This window comes from Allobosea sp. NPDC055353, assembly GCF_053644975.1.
Genome location: NZ_JBSHMC010000001.1, coordinates 344,137 through 367,808, shown reverse-complemented (window position 1 = coordinate 367,808; position 23,672 = coordinate 344,137). Strand labels below are relative to the sequence as shown.

The 23,672-nt window shown below is 64.3% G+C and carries 20 protein-coding genes and 1 riboswitch; of the genes, 8 read left to right on the top strand and 12 right to left on the bottom strand.

The features are described 5' to 3' along the window. Positions 1-18 precede the first annotated feature (18 nt). From ACWIEX_RS01655 to ACWIEX_RS01645, 3 genes are read left to right on the top strand one after another with little or no spacing between them, the layout of a single operon-like run. On the top strand, positions 19-978 hold the full coding sequence (locus tag ACWIEX_RS01655) for an ABC transporter permease (RefSeq protein WP_454031417.1): 960 nt from the start codon (positions 19-21) through the stop codon (positions 976-978). Continuing rightward, positions 944-1,885 carry an ABC transporter permease gene (locus ACWIEX_RS01650; protein ID WP_454031416.1) on the top strand — a complete coding sequence of 314 codons (942 nt, stop codon included), beginning with the start codon at positions 944-946 and terminating at the stop codon, positions 1,883-1,885. The genes ACWIEX_RS01655 and ACWIEX_RS01650 overlap by 35 nt, the downstream gene beginning before the upstream one ends. An 18-nt stretch (positions 1,886-1,903) precedes the next feature. Next, entirely contained in the window at positions 1,904-3,754 is a 1,851-nt protein-coding gene (locus ACWIEX_RS01645; protein WP_454031415.1) for an ABC transporter ATP-binding protein, read from the top strand. A gap of 127 nt (positions 3,755-3,881) precedes the next feature. Here ACWIEX_RS01645 and ACWIEX_RS01640 read toward each other — a convergent pair whose 3' ends face one another. The 10 genes from ACWIEX_RS01640 to ACWIEX_RS01595 form a co-directional block, all read right to left on the bottom strand. Next, the gene (locus ACWIEX_RS01640) at positions 3,882-4,316 is read right to left on the bottom strand and encodes a 6,7-dimethyl-8-ribityllumazine synthase (protein ID WP_454031414.1); all 435 of its coding nucleotides are present in this window, start codon (positions 4,314-4,316) and stop codon (positions 3,882-3,884) included. 78 nt (positions 4,317-4,394) lie between these two features. Beyond that, a riboswitch (FMN riboswitch) is annotated at positions 4,395-4,539 on the bottom strand. A 44-nt stretch (positions 4,540-4,583) separates the two neighbouring features. Then, positions 4,584-6,623, bottom strand: coding sequence for an NAD(+) synthase (locus ACWIEX_RS01635; RefSeq protein ID WP_454031413.1), 2,040 nt, complete (start codon positions 6,621-6,623; stop codon positions 4,584-4,586). A 109-nt stretch (positions 6,624-6,732) separates the two neighbouring features. After that, on the bottom strand, positions 6,733-7,761 hold the full coding sequence (locus ACWIEX_RS01630) for an NAD-dependent epimerase/dehydratase family protein (RefSeq protein WP_454031412.1): 1,029 nt from the start codon (positions 7,759-7,761) through the stop codon (positions 6,733-6,735). 201 nt (positions 7,762-7,962) lie between these two features. Further along, a complete protein-coding gene (locus tag ACWIEX_RS01625) occupies positions 7,963-8,580 on the bottom strand; it encodes a glutathione S-transferase family protein (protein ID WP_454031411.1) in 618 nt (205 codons plus the stop codon). Next, the gene (locus ACWIEX_RS01620) at positions 8,577-9,488 is read right to left on the bottom strand and encodes a glycosyltransferase family 2 protein (protein WP_454031410.1); all 912 of its coding nucleotides are present in this window, start codon (positions 9,486-9,488) and stop codon (positions 8,577-8,579) included. Before ACWIEX_RS01620 ends, ACWIEX_RS01625 begins: the two co-directional genes overlap by 4 nt. Further along, a complete protein-coding gene (locus tag ACWIEX_RS01615; RefSeq protein WP_454031409.1) occupies positions 9,485-10,501 on the bottom strand; it encodes a glycosyltransferase in 1,017 nt (338 codons plus the stop codon). Before ACWIEX_RS01615 ends, ACWIEX_RS01620 begins: the two co-directional genes overlap by 4 nt. Beyond that, positions 10,498-11,631 carry a glycosyltransferase gene (locus ACWIEX_RS01610; RefSeq protein ID WP_454031408.1) on the bottom strand — a complete coding sequence of 378 codons (1,134 nt, stop codon included), beginning with the start codon at positions 11,629-11,631 and terminating at the stop codon, positions 10,498-10,500. The genes ACWIEX_RS01615 and ACWIEX_RS01610 overlap by 4 nt, the downstream gene beginning before the upstream one ends. A gap of 16 nt (positions 11,632-11,647) precedes the next feature. After that, positions 11,648-12,772, bottom strand: a complete 1,125-nt coding sequence (wecB, locus tag ACWIEX_RS01605; RefSeq protein ID WP_454031407.1) for a non-hydrolyzing UDP-N-acetylglucosamine 2-epimerase — start codon at positions 12,770-12,772, stop codon at positions 11,648-11,650. Between the two features lie 2 nt (positions 12,773-12,774). Continuing rightward, on the bottom strand, positions 12,775-13,788 hold the full coding sequence (locus ACWIEX_RS01600) for a polysaccharide biosynthesis protein (RefSeq protein ID WP_454031406.1): 1,014 nt from the start codon (positions 13,786-13,788) through the stop codon (positions 12,775-12,777). Between the two features lie 25 nt (positions 13,789-13,813). Then, complete coding sequence (locus tag ACWIEX_RS01595; protein ID WP_454031405.1) at positions 13,814-14,671, bottom strand: dTDP-4-dehydrorhamnose reductase family protein; 858 nt, start codon at positions 14,669-14,671, stop codon at positions 13,814-13,816. A gap of 217 nt (positions 14,672-14,888) precedes the next feature. Here ACWIEX_RS01595 and ACWIEX_RS01590 point away from each other — a divergent pair, with 217 nt between their 5' ends. The 5 genes from ACWIEX_RS01590 (at position 14,889) to ACWIEX_RS01570 (ending at position 21,203) form a co-directional block, all read left to right on the top strand. Further along, positions 14,889-15,689 (top strand): ABC transporter permease, encoded by an 801-nt coding sequence (locus ACWIEX_RS01590; RefSeq protein ID WP_454031404.1) that lies wholly within the window; start codon positions 14,889-14,891, stop codon positions 15,687-15,689. Next, the gene (locus ACWIEX_RS01585; protein ID WP_454031403.1) at positions 15,679-17,127 is read left to right on the top strand and encodes an ABC transporter ATP-binding protein; all 1,449 of its coding nucleotides are present in this window, start codon (positions 15,679-15,681) and stop codon (positions 17,125-17,127) included. The genes ACWIEX_RS01590 and ACWIEX_RS01585 overlap by 11 nt, the downstream gene beginning before the upstream one ends. A 92-nt stretch (positions 17,128-17,219) precedes the next feature. Beyond that, positions 17,220-18,797 (top strand): glycosyltransferase family 2 protein, encoded by a 1,578-nt coding sequence (locus ACWIEX_RS01580; protein ID WP_454031402.1) that lies wholly within the window; start codon positions 17,220-17,222, stop codon positions 18,795-18,797. 19 nt (positions 18,798-18,816) lie between these two features. After that, positions 18,817-19,977: a TylF/MycF family methyltransferase gene (locus ACWIEX_RS01575; RefSeq protein WP_454031401.1), complete on the top strand. Its 1,161-nt coding sequence runs from the start codon at positions 18,817-18,819 to the stop codon at positions 19,975-19,977. Next, a complete protein-coding gene (locus tag ACWIEX_RS01570; RefSeq protein WP_454031400.1) occupies positions 19,959-21,203 on the top strand; it encodes a tetratricopeptide repeat protein in 1,245 nt (414 codons plus the stop codon). Before ACWIEX_RS01575 ends, ACWIEX_RS01570 begins: the two co-directional genes overlap by 19 nt. A 21-nt stretch (positions 21,204-21,224) precedes the next feature. Here the strand turns inward: ACWIEX_RS01570 and ACWIEX_RS01565 are convergent, their stop codons facing one another. Both ACWIEX_RS01565 and ACWIEX_RS01560 read right to left on the bottom strand, forming a co-directional pair. Next, entirely contained in the window at positions 21,225-22,373 is a 1,149-nt protein-coding gene (locus tag ACWIEX_RS01565) for a glycosyltransferase family protein (protein ID WP_454031399.1), read from the bottom strand. Positions 22,374-22,459: 86 nt separating this feature from the next. Beyond that, positions 22,460-23,668 (bottom strand): glycosyltransferase, encoded by a 1,209-nt coding sequence (locus ACWIEX_RS01560; RefSeq protein ID WP_454033437.1) that lies wholly within the window; start codon positions 23,666-23,668, stop codon positions 22,460-22,462. Positions 23,669-23,672 lie beyond the last annotated feature (4 nt).

The window sequence follows — 23,672 nt, the reverse complement described above, 5'->3', positions numbered from 1 at the left end:
CGCGCACAGAGACTATTCATGGCGACATATCTTATCAGGCGGCTCTTGATCGCCATTCCAAGTTTGCTTGGCATCAGCGTGATTCTGTTCACCATCCTGGCGCTGGCGCCAGGCGATCCGTTTTCGGAAATGGCGACGAATCCGAACGTTCCGCCTGAGGTGCGCGAGGCGCTGCGCGCCAGCTTCGGCCTCAACGACCCGATCATGGTGCGCTACCTGCGCTGGCTCTCGAACATGGCCCAGGGCGACTGGGGCTTTTCCTTCGCCAGCCGCATCAATGTCGACGATCTGATCCTGCAGCGCCTGCCGACCACCTTGTTCGTCGTCGGGTCGTCGCAGATCCTGGCGCTGTGCGTCGCACTGCCTGTCGGCATCTACGCGGCGACACGGCCCTATTCGGTTTTCGACCAGATCGCCAACACGCTGGCCTTTGTCGGCTTCTCCCTGCCGACCTTCTTCACCGGCCTGCTCTTCATCCTGATCTTCTCGGTCACGCTCGACTGGTTCCCCTTCGTCTATCGCTCCGACATCGCCGCCACGGGCTGGCGCTGGTACTGGGAGATGTTCCGCCAGGCGATCATGCCGATCACCGTGCTCGGCCTGTTCCAGGCGGCTTCCTATACGCGCTATGTCCGCTCGGCCGTGCTCGACGTCATCCGGCTCGACTACGTCACGACGGCGCGCGCCAAGGGCCTCAGCGAGCGCCGGGTCACGATACGGCACATCACGCGCAACGCGCTGATCCCGGTCGTGACGCTGGTCGCGCTGCAGATGCCCGCCGTGTTCGGCGGCGCGCTGGTCACCGAGCAGATCTTTCGCGTTCCCGGCATCGGATCGCTGCTGATCGATGCGATTCTCGCCAACGACACACCGGTCATCATGGCGGTAACCTTCGTGTTCTCCTGCCTGGTCGTCTTCTTCAACCTCATCGCGGATATTCTTTATGGCTGGCTCGACCCTCGCATCTCCTTCAGCTGATCCGGCTGCGGGCGCTGCCGTGAGCCAGGTCTCGGTGTCGCCCGGGCGCGAGACCTGGCGCCGCTTTCGCCGCCACCGCCTGGCCATGGCGAGCGCCTTCGTGCTCGGCCTTCTCGTGCTGGGCGTCATCGTCGGCCCCTGGCTGTGGCCGGTGGCGATCAACGATATCGACTTCTCGGCGCAGCTCCAGGGCCCGTCCTGGGCGCACCCGCTCGGGACCGACGATCTCGGCCAGGATATCCTGGCGCGGATGATGTATGGCGGGCGCATCTCGCTCGCCGTCGGTCTCGCCGCGATGATCGTGGCGACGATCGTCGGCGTGCTGATCGGCGCGCTGGCGGGCATGTCGCGCAAATATGCCGACCCGATCCTGATGTGGGTGACGGACCTGTTCCTGTCGCTGCCGCAGCTGCCGCTGCTGCTGCTCATCATCTATCTGTTCCGCGAGCAGCTCAAAGCCGTGTTCGGCGTCGAAGGCGGCGTCTTCGTGCTGATCGTCATCGTCATCGGCGGCCTGCGCTGGATGCCGGTGGCGCGCCTGGTGCGCGCGCAGTTCCTGTCGCTGCGCGAAAAGGAATTCGTCGAGGCCGCCCGCGCCCAGGGCGCGACCAAGATGCGCCAGATGTTCCGGCATATCCTGCCGAACGCGGTCGGCCCGGTCATCGTCGCCTCGACGATCGAGGTGTCCTCGGCCATCATCGCCGAATCGACGCTGTCCTTCCTCGGCCTCGGCTTCCCGCCGGATATCCCGACCTGGGGCCGGCTTCTGTTCGACGCCAAGGACCAGCTCGACACCGCGCCGCACTGGGCCCTGTTCCCAGGCGCCGCGATCTTCCTTACCGTGCTCTCGATCAACTTCATCGGCGACGGCTTGCGCGATGCGCTCGATCCGCGCCGCGTCATCTAATCCAGCGAAGGGCTAGACATGACCTCACCGATCCTGACCGTCTCGAACCTCACGACCTCCTTCCGGGTCGAAGGCCAATGGAAGTCGGTCGTCCGCAACCTCTCCTTCGACATCAAGCCGAAGGAGACGCTGGCCGTCGTCGGCGAATCCGGCTCCGGCAAGAGCGTGACCGCGCTGTCGATCATGCGCCTGACCCCGCCGCAGTCGAGCCGGATCGAAGGCTCGGTCAAGCTCAACGGCAAGGAGCTGCTGACGCTGCCGGATGCGGAGATGCGTCATATCCGCGGCAACGAGATCGCGATGATCTTCCAGGAGCCGATGACCTCGCTGAACCCGGTGCTGACCATCGGCTTCCAGATCGCGGAAGCGCTGATCCTGCATCGCGGCCTGTCGCGCTCGGAGGCCGAGGCGGAGACGGTCCGCCTGCTGGAGAAGGTCCGCATTCCCGCGGCGAAGTCGCGCTTCCACGAGTATCCGCACCGCTTCTCGGGCGGCATGCGCCAGCGCGTGATGATCGCGATGGCGCTCGCCTGCAAGCCCAAGCTCCTGATCGCCGACGAGCCGACCACCGCGCTCGACGTGACCATCCAGGCGCAGACCCTGGAGCTGATCAAGACGCTGCAGGACGAGGAGGGCATGTCCGTCCTCTTCATCACCCACGACATGGGCGTCGTCGCCGAGATCGCCGACCGCACGGTCGTGATGTATAACGGCGACGAGGTCGAAACCGGCGCGACCGAAGACATCTTCGCCAGCCCGAAGAAGCCCTATACCAAGGCGCTGATCTCGGCCGTGCCGAAGCTCGGCTCGATGATCGGCAAGGGCCGCCCGATGCGCTTCCCGGTCGTCGACCGCAATACCGGCGAGTCGGACGTGCCGACCGAGACGCCCGATACCGTCAAGGCGGCCGAACGTCCGGTGCTCGAGGTCGCCGGGCTGACGACCCGCTTCGAGATCCGCGGCGGGCTGCTCTCCTCGGTCAAGGGGCGCGTGCACGCGGTCGAGAACGTCTCCTTCAGCCTGAAGGCCGGCGAGACGCTGGCGCTGGTCGGCGAATCCGGCTGCGGCAAGTCAACCACCGGCCGTTCCGTGATGCGGCTGATCGAGCCGCTCGAAGGCTCGGTCCTGCTCGACGGCGTCGATGTCCTCAAGCTCAACCAGCATGACCTGCGCGAGCAGCGCAAGCGCATGCAGATGATCTTCCAGGACCCCTTCGCCTCGCTGAACCCGCGCATGAACGTGGGCACCGCGATCGCCGAGCCGCTGCTGATCAACAACCTCGCCAGCCGCTCGGAAGCGCGCGACAAGGTCGCCGACCTGCTCAAGCGCGTCGGCCTGCTGCCGGACATGGCCAACCGCTTCCCGCACGAGTTCTCGGGCGGCCAGCGCCAGCGCATCTGCATCGCGCGCGCACTTGCCGTCGAGCCGCGCCTGATCGTGGCGGACGAGGCGGTCTCGGCGCTCGACGTCTCGGTCAAGGCGCAGGTGGTCAACCTGATGCTCGACCTGCAGGCGCGCATGGGGCTGGGCTATCTCTTCATCTCGCACGACATGGCGGTGGTGGAGCGCGTCAGCCATCGCGTCGCGGTGATGTATCTCGGCGAGATCGTCGAGATCGGCCCGCGCGAGGCGATCTTCCAGAACCCGCAGCACCCCTATACCAAGCGGCTGCTGGCGGCGGTGCCGATCGCCGATCCGGCCCGGCGCCTGCAGAAGCGCCCGGTCTCGAACGACGAGATCAAGAGCCCGGTCCGCGCGCCCGACTATGTCCCGCCGATCCGCCAGTATCGCGAGGTCTCGCCTGGCCATGCCGTGATGATCTGGGGCGAGGAATGGGAAAAGAAGGACCCGGCCGCGATCGCAGCCTGAGGCCTTCCGAAGTTCGAAACGAAAAAGCCCGCGGCGCAAGCCGCGGGCTTTTTCGTTGGATCGGCATGGTCAGGTCGGCGGCTGCCTGCCCTCGACATGACGAGGCCAGGCGGGCTTCCGATCGAGATCAGGCGGCAAGGCAGGCGCGCGTCCGCCCGATCATCAGCGCCGCCTCCGCGGCTTCCCGCCCCTTCGTGACGAAATGTGCCCGATAGATCTCACCGTGATGCGTGCCCTCGCGGTAATGATGCGGGGTCAGCGAGACCGACAGCACCGGTACGCCTGTGTCCAGGCCCGCGCGCATCAGGCCGTCGACCACGGCCTGTGCCACGAATTCGTGGCGGTAGATGCCCCCGTCGACGACCAGCGCCGCCACAGCGACCGCGGCGTAGCGACCACTGGCAGCAAGATCGCGGGCCAGCAGCGGCATCTCGAACGCGCCGGGCACGTCGAACACGTCGACCTGATCGGCGGGAATAACCTCGCAAAAGCCCTTGAGCGCCTGATCGACGATATCGGCGTGCCAGGCGGCTTTGACGAAGGCATAGCGGGCGAGTGTCATGGTGATCTCCTTTCGCGACAGACACGTCACCCAAGGCGATCACGGGCCAGCGCCGTGCAGAGTATGCACGGACGGCGGACACGTTCTCTTTCATCCGGACTGTGACCGTCGGCTCAGGCATCGCACCTGATCTGCTGACCCCTCCGAGCGGAGGGCGCTCGCGGGCTCGCGGCCGAGGCCGCATACCGCCGGTGGGGATTTCCGCCCCGCCCTGAGAACGCGATCACGGTAATACGTTCGCGGCGAAGGCGACAAGAGCCCCGGCGTTCAATCCGGAATCCGCTCCCAGTCCTTGAGCCAGGGCGCGGCCGAGGCATCGCTGGGCGCACGCCAATCGCCGCGCGGCGAGAGCGACCCGCCGGAGGAGACCTTCGGCCCGTTCGGGACGGCCGAGCGCTTGAACTGGCTGGTCTCGAAGAAGCGGCGGATGAAGACGCCGAGCCAGCGCTTGATCACGGGCAGGTCATAGGCGACGCGCTTGGCCGCCTCCATGTTCGGCGGCCAGTCCCCGGCCTCGGCATCGTGCCAGGCCTGTTCCGAGAGGAAGGCGATCTTGCTCGGACGGAAGCCGTAGCGCGTCGTGTAGAACAGATTGAAATCCTGCAAGGCATAGGGGCCGACGAAATCCTCGGTCTTCTGCGCGGGCTTGTCGCCGTCGCCAGGCACCAGCTCCGGCGAGATCTCGGTCGCGAGGATGTCGAGCATGACATCTGATGCCTCCGATCCGAAGCGGCCGGACTGCGCGACCCAGCGGATCAGGTGCTGGATCAGCGTCTTCGGCACCGAACCGTTGACGTTGTAATGCGACATGTGATCGCCGACGCCGTAGGTGCACCAGCCGAGCGCCAGCTCCGAGAGATCGCCGGTGCCCATCACCAGGCCATTGTGCCGGTTGGCGAGGCGAAAGAGCACGGAGGTGCGCGCGCCGGCCTGCACATTTTCAAACGTGATATCGTAGACCGGCTCGCCCTTGGCGAAGGGATGGCCGATATCAACCAGCATCTGCCGGCAGGCCGGCGTCATGTCGATTTCCTCGGCGCTGACGCCGAGCGCCCGCATCAGGCGCCAGGCATTGTCCTTGGTGTCCTTGCTGGTGGCGAAGGCCGGCAGCGTATAGGCGAGGATGTTCTGGCGCGGCAGCCCGAGCGCGTCGAAGGTATGGGCGGCGACGAGCAGCGCCTGGGTGGAATCGAGACCACCGGAGATGCCGATCACCACCTTGTCGAGCCGCGTGCTTTCCAGCCGCTTGCGCAGGCCGTGCGACTGGATGTTGTAGGCCTCGAAGCAGAGCTCGTTCAGCCTTGCATCGTCGCTCGGCACGAAGGGGAAGCGCTCGACCTCGCGGGCGAGGCCGAGATCGCTGTCGCGATCAGGCTCCAGCGCGAAATCGACGCGGCGGAAACCGAGCCGGTCGCGATTGAGATCGGCACTGTCGCCGAAGGTGTTCTGGCGGATGCGGTCCATCGCCAGCCGCTCGAGATCGATATCGGCGAGGATGAGCTGCGGCTCGGCGGCGAAGCGCTCGGCCTCGGCCAGCAGGGCGCCGTTCTCGTAGATCATCGCCTGCCCGTCCCAGGCGAGATCGGTGGTCGATTCACCCGTGCCGGCGGCGGAATAGGCATAGGCCGCGATGCAACGCCCTGAGTGAGCTTTACAAAGAGCATGGCGCCAGTCCGATTTGCCGATGGTGACATTCGAGGCAGAGAGATTGAGCAGCAGCGTCGCGCCGGCGAGCGCCGCGTAGGACGAGGGCGGGATCGGCGTCCAGACATCCTCGCAGATCTCCATATGGACGGTGAGATCGGGGATATCGGTGGCCGTCAGCAGGATATCGGTGCCGAAAGGCACTTCCTGACCGCAGAGATCGAGATAGAGCGCGCCGGCGCGCTCGCCCGAGGCGAACTGGCGGCGCTCGTAGAATTCGCGGTAGTTCGGCAGATAGGTCTTGGGCACGGCGGCCAGGATGCGGCCGCGATGGATCGCGACGGCGCAGTTGAACAGCCGCCCCTCGACGCGCAGGGGCGCGCCCACCACCGCGACGCAGCGCAGGTTGCGGCTTTCCGCGACCAGCCGTGCCAGCGCATCCTTGACCGCATCGAGCAACGCGTTCTGCTGCAGCAGATCGTCGATGGCATAAGCGCTGATGCCGAGTTCCGGAAACAGGCAGAGCGAGGCACCGCCCTCCTCCGCACGCCGCAGCATGGCGATGGTCTCGGCCGCGTTGAAGGCCGGATCGGCCACCTTGAGCCGTGGCGCGGCGCAGGCGATGCGGACGAGACCGTGAGCGTGGATATTGCGGAAACTCATCGAGACTCCGTTCAGCCGGATGCCGCCGTTGCGGCGCATCGCTTATCGCGCAGACGGAGCCTGCCGGGCAAGGCTTGCCTGGGATGCCGGAACGGCATGCGGTCGCGGCTCAGACGCGATAGAATTCGCGGAACCAGGCGACAAAGCGCGGAATCCCGATCTCGATCGGCGTATCCGGCCGGAAATCGACCTCAGCCGCCAGATCTCCGACATCGGCATAGGTCGTCGGCACGTCGCCCGGCTGAGCGGGCAGATGGCGCCTGACCGCCTTGCGCCCGCAGGCGGCCTCGACCACGTCGATGAAGCGCGAGAGCGCCACCGGGGTGTGGTTGCCGATATTGTAGATGCGCCAGGGCGCGGTGGATGTCGCCGGATCGGGATGCGCGCGGTCGAAGGCCGGGTCGGCTGCCGCAGGGCGCGCCGCGAGACGTATGATCGCCTCGCAGATGTCGTCGACATAGGTGAAGTCGCGGCTCATTTGCGCTTGCGCATAAACGTCGATCGGATCGCCCGCGAGGATCGCCTTGGTGAACTTGAAATAGGCCATGTCCGGCCTGCCCCAGGGCCCATAGACCGTGAAGAACCGCAGGCCCGTCATCGGAATTCCGTAGAGATGGGCGTAGGAATGCGCCATCAGCTCGTTCGCCCGCTTGGTCGCGGCGTAAAGGGAGACCGGGTGATCGGCGCCGTCATGCTCGCTGAACGGCACCTTCGCATTGGCACCGTAGACGGAGCTCGAGGAGGCATAGACGAGATGCCCCACGGCATGCCGACGGCTGGCTTCGAGCACCGATAGAAAGCCGTCGAGATTGGCGCTGGCGTAGGCGCGCGGATTCTCGATCGAATAGCGAACCCCGGCTTGCGCCGCCAGGTGGATGATCGCATCCGGACGGAACGCGCCGATCGCGGCATCGAAGGCGTCATGATCCGCGACATCGATCTGCTCGAACGCGAAGCCGTTGTGGCCGGTGAGCCGAGCGAGGCGCGCCTGCTTCAGCGCCGGGTCATAATAGGGCACGAGCGCATCGACGCCCATGACCTCGATGCCGCGCTGCAGCAGCGCCTCCGCCACGTGAAGGCCGACGAAACCGGCGGCTCCCGTCACGACGACACGGTTCAACGTCAGGCTATGGTTCAACGGGGCACCCAGGCAATGACACGGAAAATCTTCTTATGCCGTCGCGCGTGTTCTGGCTCGCTCTTTTTGAAGGCCTTTGGGCATGAGCCGTGGCACATCCGCTGACGTTCTGGGAACAGCGCGCCTGGAGCTGGGGACCTTTCCGCACATGACCGGCGGCCCGGTGGAAACAATCTGCGACGCGACCTTATCGCTGGCGCGCTAGGCTTGCGCCTGGGGCGAATTCTGATAGCGCGTCACGTCGAATGCGGGGATCTGCGCGGCGAAATCGTCAAGCCAGCTCTCCAAGCCGGGAAAGGTCGCACGCCAAGCTCCTTCGAAACGAAGATCGAGATAGCCAAGCGCTGCAGCTAACGAAAAATCACCAATCTGGAGGCGATGGCCGGGATCGGCCACTATGTCGCCAGCGCGCGTCAAGCCGCGCGCGATCTTGGCTTCCTGGTGTGCCACCCAACGCGGCTCGCGTTTTTCTGCCTCTCGCCAGCGCCGTTCGTAGATGACGAGAACGATTGCGTCCATCACGCCGTCGCTCAAGGCCTCGTAGGCCTGCGCGGCAAAGCCGCCATCGCCGCGCGGCGTCAGAGGATAACCGGCACGCGCGTCCAAATAGGCAGCGATCACAGACGAGTCGAACAACGCCCCGCAATCAGGAGTCACCAATGTTGGAATCTTCGCCAGCGGATTCGCCGTGAGAAAAGCGGGATCAGGCGCGCTGGTATCGACAAAGCGCTCCTCGACAACGCTTTCGAACCCGAGATGACGGACCAGCATTCGCACCTTGCGAGCAAAGGGCGAAGCGGGAGCGCAGTACAGGATCACCGAGCCAGCCCTTTCATGCTGCGCATCAACCGTCCGCGGATCACCGCCGTAGCTCCAGCAGCGAGGCGGCCCATTGTATGCACGGGCCGCTGCGCAAAAGCCGCCGCCGCAGGACGCCGGATGGCGCCGAACTTGCCTTCGAAGGCATAGGTGCCGACCGCCTGCAGCCAGATATCGGCCACCGCCTTGCGCCGATCCGCCGGCGCGAGCGCATCGAAGACGTCGCGATGCTTGGCGAGCAGGAGCTCGGCCGAGCGCTCGACCACTTCCGCGAGCCTGGCCCGGCGATTATAGACGCGCGCCAGCGGCTCGCGCACTGCCACGATGGAGCCGGTGCGCGTATAGCGGATCAGCCAGTCCCAGTCCTCGAAGCGCGGCAGGGTCTCGTCGAGCGGGCCGATGACGTCGAAGACCGCGCGACGCGTGAGCTGCGTCGTGCCGGGACTGAGGTCGCAATCCATGGCCAGGCGCCTCGCCCAGTCGGGGGTGTCTTCCAGCGGCTGCAGCCTCGTGATCCCGTGATCGAGCAGATGCATCTCCACGCCGGTGCAGGAGACGCCGGCCTGCGCAGGCGCAGCCTCGAGCGCCGCGACCTGGATTTCGAGCTTGCGCGGAAACCATTCGTCGTCGGAGTCGAGGAAGGCGATCAGCGAGCCGCGTGCCGCCGCGATGCCGTCATTGCGCGCCGCCGAGGCTCCGCCATTGCGCTCGCGGCGCAGCAGCCGCAGGCGCGGATCGTCGATCGCGGCGACGGTCGCGACGGACTCGTCGCGCGAAGCGTCGTCGACGACGATCACCTCGATGTCGCGGAAGCTCTGCGACAAGGCGCTGTCGATCGCGTGCCGGATGGTCGCGACGCGGTTGAACATCGGGATCACGACGCTGACATGCGGTGCCGGAGCCGTCACGTCTCCTCCTTTCGCTCGGCGGGAATGAGGCCGAAGGTCTGGTCGACCACTGCCTGCCTGCTGAAGCGAGCCGGCAGCCAAGGCGACGCGAGCGCGTGCAGCCAGCCCGAGAAAGGTTGCGACGCGGCATAGGCAAGATGGATTTTTGCACGACGTTGCGTGGCCTCGATCGGCTCCTCCCAACGCCACTTCTCTAAGTAGGATTGCACAGCGTAGCGCAGAGCCGGCGTGTCGGCGGCGCGAAGCCCGACGAGAGCCGCATGATAATAGGCGGCGCTGAGCGCCTGCGGCCCCAGCTTCCGAACGGCTTCCGGAAGGTCGGGACGCGCCAGCAGCCGCTTGATCGTCTCGATCTTCTGGCGAGCCAGATGCGGTCCCTGCCCGCGGCGGGTCGCACCGCCCGCATGCAGGCGCCATGTCGCCAGGACCTGCGGCAGCCGCCTCACCCTGGCACCATGCAGGCCGAAGCGCAGCCAGAAATCGTAATCCGAAATCATCGAGGCGCGCGCGTCGCGCACCGGCTCACCGGCGAGAACGCGGATCCGGAAAAAGGCGCCCGGACCAGGTATGCAGAAATGCTGGCCGAGCAGCACCTCGTAGTCATAGTCCCGTGTCGCGATGGTCGCGAGCGAACGTCCCTCCGCATCGATCTGAGCCCAGTCAGGATAGACCGCATCGAGCGTCGGGTCGTCCTGAAAAGCAGCGCGCACCGCATCGAGGAGGCCGGGCAGGATCGGATCGTCGGCGTTGACAATCCCGACGATGTCGCAGGCTGCACGGGCAATTCCGGCATTGACCGCCTGTGCCTCACCGGCATTGGCTTGGGCCAAGAGATCGATCGGCAGATCGGCGGCAATGAGGCGAGCCCGCGTATCGTCGGTAGACCCGTCGTCGACCACGACATAGCGGTCGCCCGGGCGCAGTTGTTCCGCGACGGAGCGCGCCGTCTCGACGATATAATCGGCGCCGTTGAAGACCGGGGTGACGACGGCGAGCCGGAGTTCGGATCTCATGGCGCTGGTCTCTGCGCGACCAGGCCGCGATAGAGAGTCTCATAGGAGCGCACCATCGTATCCAGCCCGTAACGAGCCCGGACTTCGGCAAAGGACGCCGCCCAGCGCAGATCTCCAGCACGCGCAAAGCTCAGGGCAGAAGCCAGCGACCGCGGGTCTTCAGGCGGCGCCAACGCCTCGACCGGACAGGGCAGCCGTCCGATATCGCCGACGCGGGTCGCCGCCATCGGCTTGCCCATCGCCAGTGCCTCGAGCAATGCCATGGGCATGGCCTCGCCGTAGCGCGAGCCGAGCAGAACGACGTCGGCAGCATCGAGCAGGCCCGGCATGTCGGCGACCGCCCCGAGCAAGAGAACGGCAGGGCCGAGATCACGTGCAGCGATCATGGAACGCAGGGCCGCATCCGAATCATCCATGCCGCGCCCGGCCAGCAACAATCGCGCCTCCGGCGTCTCCCGCCGGAACAGCGCGAAGGCGTCGAGGCAATTGGGCAGGTCCTTCTGCGGATCGTTGCGGGCGCTCAGCAGCACGGTGAAGGCCGTGTCGGGAAGGGCCAGAGCGGCGCGGCGCGCCGCGCGTCGGGCCGGGTCGGGGCGGAAGAGAGCGACGTCGACGCCATTGTCGATGACGCGGCCGCGCTCCGGCGCGTAGCCGCGCGCCTCGTGAAAAGCCCGCGCGGACGCTGCGCAATAGACGATCGCATCCGGAAGCCTGCGCGAGCGCCTGGCGAGCACGCGATCGACCAGATGCAGCACGGGATTGGCAGAAAGATGTGGGAAGGTCGTGTTGTGAATCGACCAGACGAGGCGCGTGCGTGCGCCGACGATCGAACTCAGGAAGGAGCCATAATAGAGCCAGCCCTGCACGACGTCGGGCTTGAACCGGTCGATCAGGGCATGCAGACGCCGGCGCGCGGCCGGCAGATGCAGCAAGGCCCCGACTTGGCGCGTCAGGTCGAAGCCGAGATCCTCGACATGCAGGCCGGCCCGGTCGAAAAACACCTCGTCCTGCATCAGCGCGACATGGTGGGTCGTTCCGTCGGAAGGATACGTCGCGAGTTCGAACAGCAGCCGTTCGGCGCCGCCCTGGCGCAGATGCGGCGCAACGTGCAGGATCTTCAGCCCGGACATGCCGCGCCCTCCCGCCTCACGGTTTGCGCCACACCGTGCGGTTGATGTAGTCGATATAGCTCAGAACGATGGCGACGACCTTGCGCGACACGGGGCCGGCGACATAGTCGCCAACCGGCCGCGGCGTGAGGCCGGCCGCGTCGGTGCGCATGACGAAGCGCACCGAGTCGAGCGCCGAATCGCGCGTCAGTCCGCACATCACGAGCGTGCCCTCGTCCATGCCTTCGGGGCGCTCATGCGCCTGGCGGATGGTCACGGCGGGGAAGCCGAGCAGCGAGCTTTCCTCGGTGATGGTGCCGCTGTCGGACACAACGCAGGCCGCTGTCATCTGCAGCTTGATGTAGTCGTGGAAGCCGAAGGGCGGCAGGAAGCGGATGCGCGGATCGAGCTCGGTCTCGCCGAGCGCCTCCAGCCGCTTGCGCGTGCGCGGATGGGTCGAGACGATCACCGGCCAATCATAGGTTTCGGCCAGGCCTTTGAGCGAGTCGAGCAGGTCGGCGAGATTGCGCTCGCTGTCGACGTTTTCCTCGCGATGGCTGGAGACGACGAAGAACTGGCGCTCGGTCAGGTCGAGCCGGGTGAGGATGTCGGAGGCCTCGTAGCGCGGACGGAAATGCTCCAGCACCTCATGCATATGCGAACCGACATTGAAGGTCAGCTCGGGAGGCAGGCCCTCGGCGACCAGATAGCGCCGGGCGTGCTCCGTCAGCGTCATGTTGATGTCGGAGAGATGGTCGATGACCTTGCGGTTGAGCTCCTCGGGAACGCGCTGGTCGAAGCAGCGATTGCCGGCCTCCATGTGGAAGACCGGAATCTTGCGCCGCTTGGCGGCAATCACCGCCAGGCCCGAATTGGTGTCGCCATAGATCAGCACCGCGTCGGGCTTCTCCTGCTCCATCACCGCATCGGAGCGCTTGAGCACTTCGGCAATGGTGTCGATCGCCGAGCCGCCCGCCGCCTCGAGAAAATGGTCGGGCTTGCGGATGTCGAGATCCTCGAAGAACACCTGATTGAGGCCATAGTCGTAGTTCTGGCCGGTATGGACCAGGATATGCTGCGTCTGCTCGTCGAGCAGAGCGATGACGCGGCACATCTTGATCAGCTCGGGGCGGGTGCCCACGATCGACATCACTTTACGCATGTCTAGCCTTGCAGTTCAGCCTGGATGTAGTCGAGGCCGAGAAGCAGCTTCTTCACCCCTTCGACGTCAAGAAGCTCGGTATTGTCGGAGGTGTAGTCCTCCGCCATCGAGATCGCGCTTTCGCCCTCGACGAAATACTTGGCATAGTTGAGGTCGCGATCGTCCTGCGGGACACGGTAATATCCGCCGTGATCGGCCGCGCGCGCCATTTCCTCACGCGAAACCAGCGACTCATAGCGTTTTTCGCCATGGCGCGTGCCGATCACCTTGACCGGGACGCGTTTGCCGAGGATCTGCATCACCGCCTCGGCGAGGTGGCCGATGGTCGAGGCCGGCGCCTTCTTGACGAAAATGTCGCCCTGCTTGGCGTTGCGATAGGCATAGATGACCAGATCGACCGATTCCTCGAGCGACATCAGGAAGCGCGTCATGTTCGGATCGGTGATGGTGATCGGCTGGCCGGCCTTCACCTGCGAGACGAAGAGCGGGATCACCGAGCCGCGCGAAGCCATCACATTGCCGTAGCGGGTCGCGCACAATGTGGTGTCGCTCTCGGCGAGCAGGCGGGCGCGGGCGACCGTGATCTTCTCCATCATCGCCTTGCTGATACCCATGGCGTTGATCGGATAAACTGCCTTGTCGGTGGAGAGCACGACGACACGCTGCGCACCGGCGTCGATGGCGGCTTCGAGCACGTTGCTGGCGCCGAGGACGTTCGTGCGGACCGCCTCCATCGGGTAGAACTCGCACGACGGCACCTGCTTCAGCGCCGCGGCATGGAAGATGAAATCGACGCCCCGCATCGGCGCGCGCAGGCTGTCGGGCTCGCGCACGTCGCCGATATAGAATTTGACGCGATCATCCTTCAGCTCGAGGCGCATGTCCTCCTGTTTCTTCTCGTCGCGGCTGAAGACCCGGACCTCGCCGATGCCCTCGCGCAGAAAGCGACGCAGAACGACGTTGCCGAAGGATCCGGTTCCGCCGGTGATGAGCAGGGTCTTGCCCTTGATATCCATGGGATAGGTTACTCCTAGCGTGCACTCAACGTGCGGCGCGCATGCGTGCGATCAGCTCCGGCCAGGCTGGAGCCGTATATCCGGTCGACGCCCGGAAGCGCGAGCCGTCCATCGAGCGGTCGATCGCGACCGCATCGTCGGGGACAATGGCGATCGCCTTTCCGTATTCCTTCGCCACCAGCTTCAACAGCTCGAATTTGTCGATCTTCTCGGCCGCGACGTGCCAGAGGCCACGCAGCTCCGGGCGCGGAATGACCACGTCGCGAATGACCCGCGCAAGTTCGACGGTGGGCAGGCCGCTATAGATCGCCTTGCGATACCCTTTCACCTCGGGACCCGGCTGGCTGAGAAACCAGTCGACCAGCGAATGGGCAGAATTGAGTTCATGCCCGATGATCGACGTGCGCAGCGTGATCGCGTTGGGATAGTCGACCTCGCCGAGGAATTTGCTCTTGCCATAGAGATCCTCGGCGTTCGAAGGATCCGTTTCCTTGTAGTCACCCTTGCGGCCGTCGAAAACGCAATCCGTCGAGATGTGCACGAGGCGTGCACGCGCCGCTGCGCAAAGTTCGGCGAGACGGTGCGGCAGCAGCGAATTCAACGTGATGGAGACCAGCGGGTCCTTGGCGGCGGAGAGCTGTTTGACGACACCGATGCAGTTGATCACGACGTCGGGCTGCGTCTCGCCGATCACCCGGACAAGGCCGTCTTGATCGGTTGCGTTGAGGCCTCCCAGCAGACGGGCTGTCGCGCTCTGCGGGAGCGCACCCGGCGCACCGCCGCGGACCGTTCCGACGACGTCGAAGCCCGACGAGGCGGCAAAAAGCCGGTAGGCGGCGTTGCCGAGCATGCCCGCCGCTCCAAGAATCAGAATTTTAGTCAAGAGCATCTCCGCTCAAACGGTGGAAGCAGCGTCTTGACCATATCGCAAGCAGGTCGGACAGTCCGCAAAGACAAGCACGATTTACTCAACCGATCCGGGATTGTCGAGCGCTCCACACCGCACTGCAACAGAAGGCGTTTGCGGGACGCGGATACGAGGTGCTAAAGGGGCGCCTCGGTCGACAACCCGGTGCGGCTGGAGTTCAAGGATTGAAGCGTTGACGAGTTGGGGCGATCATCTGCGCCAAACGACGGAGCTGACCCTGCGTCTAACAATGCGTGACTTCGAAGCACGCTATCGCGGCAGCGTATTGGGCGTCGGCTGGGCGTTTCTGACACCGCTCCTGACCGCGTTGATTTTCACCTTCGTCTTCTCGTCGGTGTTTAAGACGCGGTGGGGAACCGGGGCAGACGGAGCCGACGCCAACTTCACCTTGTTGTTGCTCATCGGCGTCCTGCTGCATTCCATGCTGGCGGAGACGCTGAACCGGGCCGCCGGATTGATCCTCGCCCATAGCAGCTATGTGAAGAAGGTCGTCTTCCCGCTCGGCGTGCTGCCCATTGTCGTGGTGCTGGGAGCCCTGATCACCGCGGCCTTCGGCCTGCTGATCGTCGTGCTGGGCCATGTCTTATACAGCGGCCACGTCGAGGCAACCGCACCGCTCTTCATTCTGATCATCGTCCCCTACCTGTTGCTGCTGCTCGCGACGGCCTATGTGCTTGCGGCCCTGGGCGTCTATCTTCGCGACATCGGACAGATCGTGACGTTCATCGTCACGGCCTCGATGTTCCTGACGCCGATCTTCTACCCGATGTCCGCGGTTCCTCCCGGCTTCCGGACGGTGATGCAGCTCAATCCGTTGACCATTGTGGTCGAGGAATCTCGCAACGTGCTCTTGTTCGGCCGGGCTCCTGACTGGCACGCTCTCGCGTTTTTGTGGCTGGGAGCGCTGGTGACCCTGCCCGCAGCGTTCTGGGTCTTCAATCGCCTGCGCGTGGGTTTCGCCGATGTCCTCTGAGATCGCGATCGAGGCCAGGCAGCTCGCAAAAGCCTACCACATCTACCAGAGCCCGTCCGACCGGCTCGCCCAGGCCTTGATGCCGCGCGTGCGGCGGACGCTGGCCCCGGCCTTGCGCACCTTCGGCCTGAAATGGCCGGAGAAGAACTACTATAGCAATCACTGGGCCCTCAAATCCCTGAGTTTCCAGGTCCCGCGCGGCGACAGCATGGCCATCATCGGCCGCAACGGGTCGGGCAAATCCACATTGCTGCAGCTCGTGTGCGGGACACTGTCCCCCACCGAAGGCGAAGCACGCGTGAAGGGTCGCGTCGCGGCGCTGCTGGAGCTGGGATCGGGCTTCAACCCTGAATTCACCGGTCGCGAGAACGTCTATCTCAACGCCTCGATCCTCGGCATGAGCCGCGAGGAAACCCAGGCCCGGTTCGACGACATCATCGCCTTCGCCGATATCGGCGACTTCATCGAAAGACCGGTGAAGACCTATTCCACCGGCATGGCGATGCGCCTGGCCTTCGCGGTGATCGCCCATGTCGATGCGGATGTCCTGATCATCGACGAGGCGCTGGCGGTCGGCGACGCCTATTTCCAGCAGAAATGCCTGCGCTGGCTGCGGCAGTTCCGCGAACGCGGGACAGTGCTGTTCTGCGGCCACGATACCGGCGCGGTGATGAGCCTGTGCGATAGCGCGATCTGGATCGACAAGGGCGATCTGGTGATGCAGGGCTCCGCCAAGGAGGTCTGCGAAGCCTATTCGGCGTCCATCATGAGCCAGGCGCAAGGACTGTCGGATCAACCGACCCCGCGGCCTCGCGCCAAGGCGAATACGCGCCCGACCGATGCGCCGGCGACGGCCGCGGAGGAAATGCCGCCCGAGGCGCAGCCGAAACGCGCTTCGCTCCCCGAGCCGCCCAGACCGGACCGCCCGGCGATCTTCGACACCATGGCGGACAGCGCCGATTTCGGGAGCGGCAAGGCGCGCATCCAGCGCGTTAGCCTCACCCATGCCGACGGTTCGCCGCTACACTGGATCGAGGGTGGGGAGGATGTGCAGCTTGTCATCGACGTCGCCGTTATCGAGGATATCGAGGCGCCGATCGTGGGCTTCCACGTCAAGGACCGTCTCGGTCAGCCTATCCTCGGCGACAACACCTTCCTGACGACTCTCGCCAACCCGATCACGGCTCGAGCGGGCCAGACACTTGAGACGACCTTCGCATTCCGGCTGCCCGCGCTCGCCTCGGGACGCTACTCGTTGACCGCTGCCTGTGCTTCCGGGACGTTGGAAAACCACGTGCAGCATCAATGGATGCACGACGCGCTGATGTTCGACGTCCATTCGCCTTTCCGGAACGGCGTCATGTTCGCGATCGAGATGGACCGCATCGTGATGGCCCCTGTCGAGCCGGATCATCCGAAGGACCTGGCCGATGCGTGACGCCGATGCGTGCCGACTATCGGCAAGAGCGACACGATTGCAATTGGTCCGGACGCCGCCTGCCCACATAAACATCTGCCAAGCTTAACGCCATGCAAGACCCGCGCGTCTCCATCATAGTGCCCGTTTACAACGGCTCCAACTACATGCGTGACGCTATCGATTCGGCGCTCTCGCAGACATGGGCGAACACCGAAGTCGTGGTCGTGAACGACGGCTCGCGCGACGACGGCGCGACGCAGGCCATCGCGCGCTCGTACGGAGACCGGATCGTTTTCGTCGACAAGCCGAATGGCGGGGTTGCGAGCGCGCTGAATGCCGGCCTTCAGGCGATGACCGGAGAGATATTCTGCTGGCTGTCGCACGATGACCGTCACCACCCTGAAAAGACCGCCATCCAGGTTCAGGACTGGGTGGCCAACGGCTCCCGACCGGAGGTCTTGTTCTCCAATTATCGCCTGATCGATGCCCAAGGATCCCTGATCACGGATGTTGCGCTCGACCACGAGATGCTGACGCGCAAGCCGCTATATCCCTTGCTGCGCGGCTCTGTGCACGGCTGCTCGGTCTTCATCCCGAAGGCGATATTCGACGACGTAGGCGGCTTCGACGAAGCTCTGCCCACGACGCAGGATTACGATCTGTGGCGCCGGATGATCGCGCGCTACCCGTTCCGCCATATGCCCCGCGTTCTGATCGACAGCCGCTGGCACGATGAGCAGGGATCGAAAAAGATCGATCACATCCAGGAGGCCACCCAGTTCTGGCTGGCGACGGTTAAAGGCATCGATAGGCAGGAAAAGGTGCGGCACGAAGGAAATCCGACGCGGTTCGACTTGGCGACGGCGGATTTCCTTGCGAAGAACAACCTGACACAGGCCGCTGAAACGTTACGCGAAGAGGCATTCAGAGCGATCGACGACGTTCTGATTTCCGTCGTCATGCCGGTCTTCAATCGTGTCGAGCAGACATTGGGTGCGCTCGACAGCCTCAAGCGGCAGACACATCCGACCTGGGAACTCATCGTCGTCGATGACGGATCGACCGAGGACATGAGCTTGTTGAAAGCGGCAGTCGAAGCACTCGGCCCCCGCGCGCGCTATGTGCGCCAGGACAATGCCGGCCCCGGTGCAGCACGCAACAATGGATGGGGCCTGGCGAAGGGCGATTATGTCGCGTTTCTGGATAGCGACGACCTGTTCCTCCCCGCCAAGCTCAAGTCGCAGCTGCGCCGAATGGAAGAGGAAGATGCGGCATTCTCCCAGACGAGCTATTTCCGCCATTGGCGCGGCCGAACGGAACTGGTCTATATGGCATCCGGGGAAGGCAACGCATTTCCCGAGATCATCGGGTCTTGCGGCATCGCAACGCCGACCGTCATGCTTCGCCGCTCGCTGTTTGACGAAGGGTTGAAATTTGAAACCGACATTCATCTTGGCGAAGATGTCTGTCTATGGCTATCGCTTGCTGGCCGATATGGCGTCCTTGGCATTGCCTCGCCTCTCAGCATTGTGCGCGCGAGCCCCGATGCCGCAGCCTATGATAAGGGCAAGGCGCTGCAGGGAATTGACAACATCCTCCGCTACATTATGGGGGACGAGGTTCTGCGCGCCCACACGGCGCAGCTGGAGCAGTTGCAAGGTTTCCGCCGCGAGCTGATCTCGCGCTGACAGACGACGGGTGTCACAGTTGTCAATCAAAACAGAAATTTTGCGCCGCTCTCCCGGCCTTCGGCGGTATTATCAAAGTATCGCCAAACTCGATTCTGAACGGACAAGCGCGTTGGCCGAAAGGGCAAGCGCTTTGGCCGAGAAGGCAGGCGCCTTGGAGCTGCTGGAACAAGCGCGCGCTCAAGCATCCCGATTGATCGAGGAGCGCGACGCAGCTCTGGCCCTTGCTCATGCGCACGAGGCGGAACGCGACGTTTTTCGAGATGTGGTCGGAGACCATTTCAACGACATTCTGCAGCATCTGAACACCCATCATGCGGCGACGAGTGGAAAGCTGAACAATCTCACGGCCAACGTCTTGGGGGTCGGTGCGCGGGCTGAAGAGGCAATTTCCCGCTTGGGCAGCCAGTTCCGCGGCCAAACCGCAGATGTCGGCAATGGGCGCGCCGCAAATCTTTATCTCGATCTGCTCGAAGCGTCGCTGACAGGCCTGCTGACCGAAGATGGCTCGCAAGCGCCTTGGACGGAGGGCACTTTTGACGCGTCGTTGCGCGCCATCGGTCGCGATTGGCCCAAACAGGCGGTCACGATGATCGGGACCGCGCGCATGCGCAACCTGCGGATGCTGACGACGCGGGCATTGGAAGAAGGCGTTCCCGGCGACTTTATCGAAACCGGCGTCTGGCGCGGCGGGGCCTGCATCTATGCCAAGGGCATCTTCATGGCGCAGGGCGAGACGCAACGCCGCGTCTTCGTGGCTGACAGCTTCAAGGGGCTGCCGCCGCCTGATGCCGACAAGTATCCCGAGGACAAGGGCGACGAGCATCACACCGTGAAGGAGCTTGCGATCTCGCGCCGCGATGTCGAGGACAATTTCCGACGCTACGGCCTCTTGGACGAGACGGTGGTGTTTCTCGAAGGTTGGTTCAAGGATACGCTTCCGACCGCTCCGATCGACCGGCTGGCGGTGCTGCGGCTCGACGGCGACATGTACGAGAGCACGATGGATGCGCTTCACGCGCTCTATCACAAGGTATCGCCGGGCGGCTTCGTCATCGTGGACGATTATGTGCTTGAGCCCTGCGCACGGGCCATTCATGATTTCCGTAAAGAGCGCGGTATCGAGGCTCCGATGGAGCCCGTGGACGGGGCGGCAGTCTGGTGGCGGGTTCCCGCCTGATTGAGGCGGCTGGCATGTTGAGACAGGCTTTAGCCTATGTCTGTGAGAAGTACCTCGGCAGGGCTTCGGCCAAGCAATGCTTTCAGGAGGCGATTTCCCGCTTGGAGGCAGGAGATCTTCCGGCGGCGGATGCCGCAATAACGAAGACCTTCCGCAGACTGCGAGACAAGCCGGATTTTGATATTCTGTTCAATGCCGGGGTGATCCGCGCGCGGGCCGGCCGCCTCGCGGAAGCCGATGAGCATTTGAAGCAGGCGCTCAAGTTGTTTCCGTCCTCGACGCACGCTGCCTATGCCCTCGGCAGCGTGCGCGCGGTCCGCGGCAATATTGCCGGAGCTCTGGAGATGTTCCGGCTTGATCTGCCTGTGATGACGGGGACAGGGAGCCGCACCTATACGAACGCGCTCTATCTCGACGAATACAGCGATCCCGCTCCGGCTCGATCGCGCGTCGCGGACATCGGCGAAATTCCGATTTCACCGCAGGCGCAGGCCGTCTACGTGATCGCCAGCGATAGCGTTTACTTTTGTCGGTATGCTACCGCCGTCGCGCGGTCGATCCGCATGAACGGCGGCGGGAATATCCACCTTCACGCCCACATCATCAACCCGACGCCCGAAGTCAACGAACTCGCTCGAACGCTCCAGGAAGCGGAGCGTATCTCCGTATCGACGGAAACGACTGATCTGTCCGGGCTGTCTCCCGAGCAGCAGAAAACGTATTACGCGAGCGCTCGGTATTTGCTGCTCAAGGACCTGCGGGCAGTTGTACGGAAGCCGCTTCTCGTTTGCGACATAGACCAGCTTGTGATGTCAGGGATCGAGCCGATCCTGCATGCGGGAGAGGGCAAGGACGTGGCTCTGATCCGCTTCGACGGGCAGGCCCACAACATTTTCTCTCTGGTTTCGGCCACGGCGCTTCTGATCATGCCGACCAAGGGAGGCGACTGGTTCTGCAGTCGCCTCGAGCAGGACATTGCCAACGCGTTTTCACACCCAGGTCGGCTGATCTGGCATCTCGATCAAGCCGCTCTGGCGATGGCTCACCTGATGTTTCCCTCTGTCAGGTACGGGTTCCTGCCGCCGTCGATGATCCATCTCACCGACGGAGAGCCGGATCCGGACCGGCCGGTCGGCACCGGGATTTTGTGGTCGATCACGAATTCGATCGCCAGCAACATGGACAAGCTCGATACGCCGGCCTTCAAACGCTTGGCGGCTGGCTGAGCCACAGCAAGAACGGGTATCTCAGGATGGCTCGGCGGAGCCATAACCGAGGAACCGGAGCACCGCGCGCTCCATCTGCGGCAGCGTGAAATCGGCGAGGAAAGCCTGCCGCGCGGCCAGAGCCGTCGCCTCGTAGAGCGCGCGATCCTCGACCAGATGGGAAAGCCCGTTATAGACCGCGGCCGGCTCGGAATCGCGGCAGAGGTAGGCTGCCCCCCTCGCCTCCAGATAGGCATAAGGCGCGGAGTAGGACGGGCCGTGAAACAGAATGGGCCGGCCCGCCGCCAGGTAGGTCGGCACCTTGGAGGGGAAGCTGAGACGCGAGACCTCCGCCATCTTCTGTGCGAACGGATAAGGGCAATAGGAGATGTCGCAGCGGTCAGCTATCGCGCGTATCACGTCCGGTTGATCCATCCAGCCCATGAAGGTGAGATGTCCATCTGGAACGCCGGTCGGCGGCCGCTCATGGCCGAAGGTCATCAGAACGATCTTGCGGTTTCCCACCCGCCATTTGGCGAGATTGAGGGCCGTCACCAGCTTCTCCCATTCCTCGCTGGCGTAGAACTGGCCGACCATCCCGATAACGACGCTGTCGTCGCTGACAAGCTTCGGCGGCGGCGCTTGCGCGAGTGCCGGGTCGATCGAGGCGATGACCGCTGTCGAGGACACGCCGTAGGTTTCCTCATAATGCCGCGCCATCGGGTCGGACGCCGCGGCGCAGCTCGACGCCTGGCGCAAGGTGCGATCAAACAGCGCGAGATCGAGCCGACGATTGACAGGATCGACCCCGTGGGCATCGAGCCACCAGCGCAGCGGGTCCCAGACGTGAACGCGCAGCGGCACGCCGAGCCCGCGCGCCACGGGCGCGGCGATGCGGACCATCGTCTGCCCCTGCAGAATCGCCCACAGATCAGTCGCGCCGACCGCCCGGCCATAGTCTATCGCCTGGCGGATGAGGCGGCGAGGCAGGGCTATGCGCTTCATCGCCTCGATCGCCGCGGCACCGGCTCTCCCCACCCTGATGCCGCGCAGGACCCGGCGCTGCAGTTCGGCGGGCTTGCGGACCGTCTTCATCTCGATGCCCGCGAGATCGTCGTAGAGCTTCGGCTGAAGATGCGGATTCATGACGCAGAAGATCGCAAGCTCGTCCTGCGGCAGGAAACGGCACATCTGCGCCGTCACGATCCCCGCAGTCAGATTGCTGCAAGGGGGAATGTCGGTCAGCAGAAGGATGCGCCTCCTCGGAGCCTCGCGCGTCATCCCTGCACCACCTTTCGATAGAGAGTGGACATCCTGCGCGCGAAATCGACGTCGCTGTAATGCGCCTCGGCCCAGCGCCGGCCCGCGGCGCCGCGCCGCTCGCGCTCGTCCGGCGACCGGACGAGGCGTTCGATCGCGGCAGCCAAAGCAGCCGCATCACGCATCGGGGTGGCGACTGCAACGTCCGGCGCCCCGGCAATCTCGGGCAGCGAAGTGCCCTCGAAGACAATGACCGGCTTGGCGAAGGCGAGGGCCTCGATCGCCATCATGCCGAAAGCTTCGGCCGTCGAGGGCATCAGGAAAATATCTGTCGCAGCGAACGTGTCCATCACCACTGCACCGTCATTGACCCAGCCGAGATCGATGATCTGGTGACGCCCGATGAACTCGTTGAGATACCCCTTCCCGTGGGTCGTCAGAATGGTCAGAGGGATGCCGGTGTCGGGGAGTTGACGCAGGGCTTCGACGACATATTCGAACCCTTTGAACGGGCTGTCCGCAAAGGCGCGCACACCGAGGACCAGCCGACCCGGCAGGATGCCCAGACGGGACCGCGCCGGCTGCGGATCGACCGGACGGAAACGGGCCAGATCGATCCCGAAGGGAATGACTTGAATGTTTTGCCCTGCGGCGATGGGAGACTGCGCAGCCATGTCACGCATGTAGCGGGAGGCGACCACGATCTGCGCGCGGCTTCTGGCGACAATGCGCTTCTTCCAGGCGAATTGTTCCGCCGTACGGTCCTTGCGCATCGGGAAGGGCAGATCGAGCGACGGACACTGCCCGCATCCTTCGCGCCACCGCTCACATTCCAGCGAATAGATGCAATGGCCCGTCATGGGCCAAGGGTCGTGCCAGGTCCACACGCTCGGCTTGCCGCGCGTCAGCCAAGGCAATGCATCCAGGCTGAAATAGCCGTCATGGACGATATGGAAATGGACCAGGTCAGCTTCGCGATAGGCTTTCGACAGTGCCAGCGCGTAAGCCTGCCATTGCAGGCGCGAATGGATCGAAAGCCTCGATTCAATCCGATTGATCACCCGGTTGGCCAGACGCGCTCCAGGGACCTTGAAGAAGAGCTGCGAATCCGGGCTGTCGCTCAGCTTGCTCCACACCAGATGCGTGGACTCAATGCCCTCCGCAGCAAGCAGATGGCGAAGGTCGAAATTGTTGAAGCGACTGCCGACGACATCGCTTGCGTTGATCTGG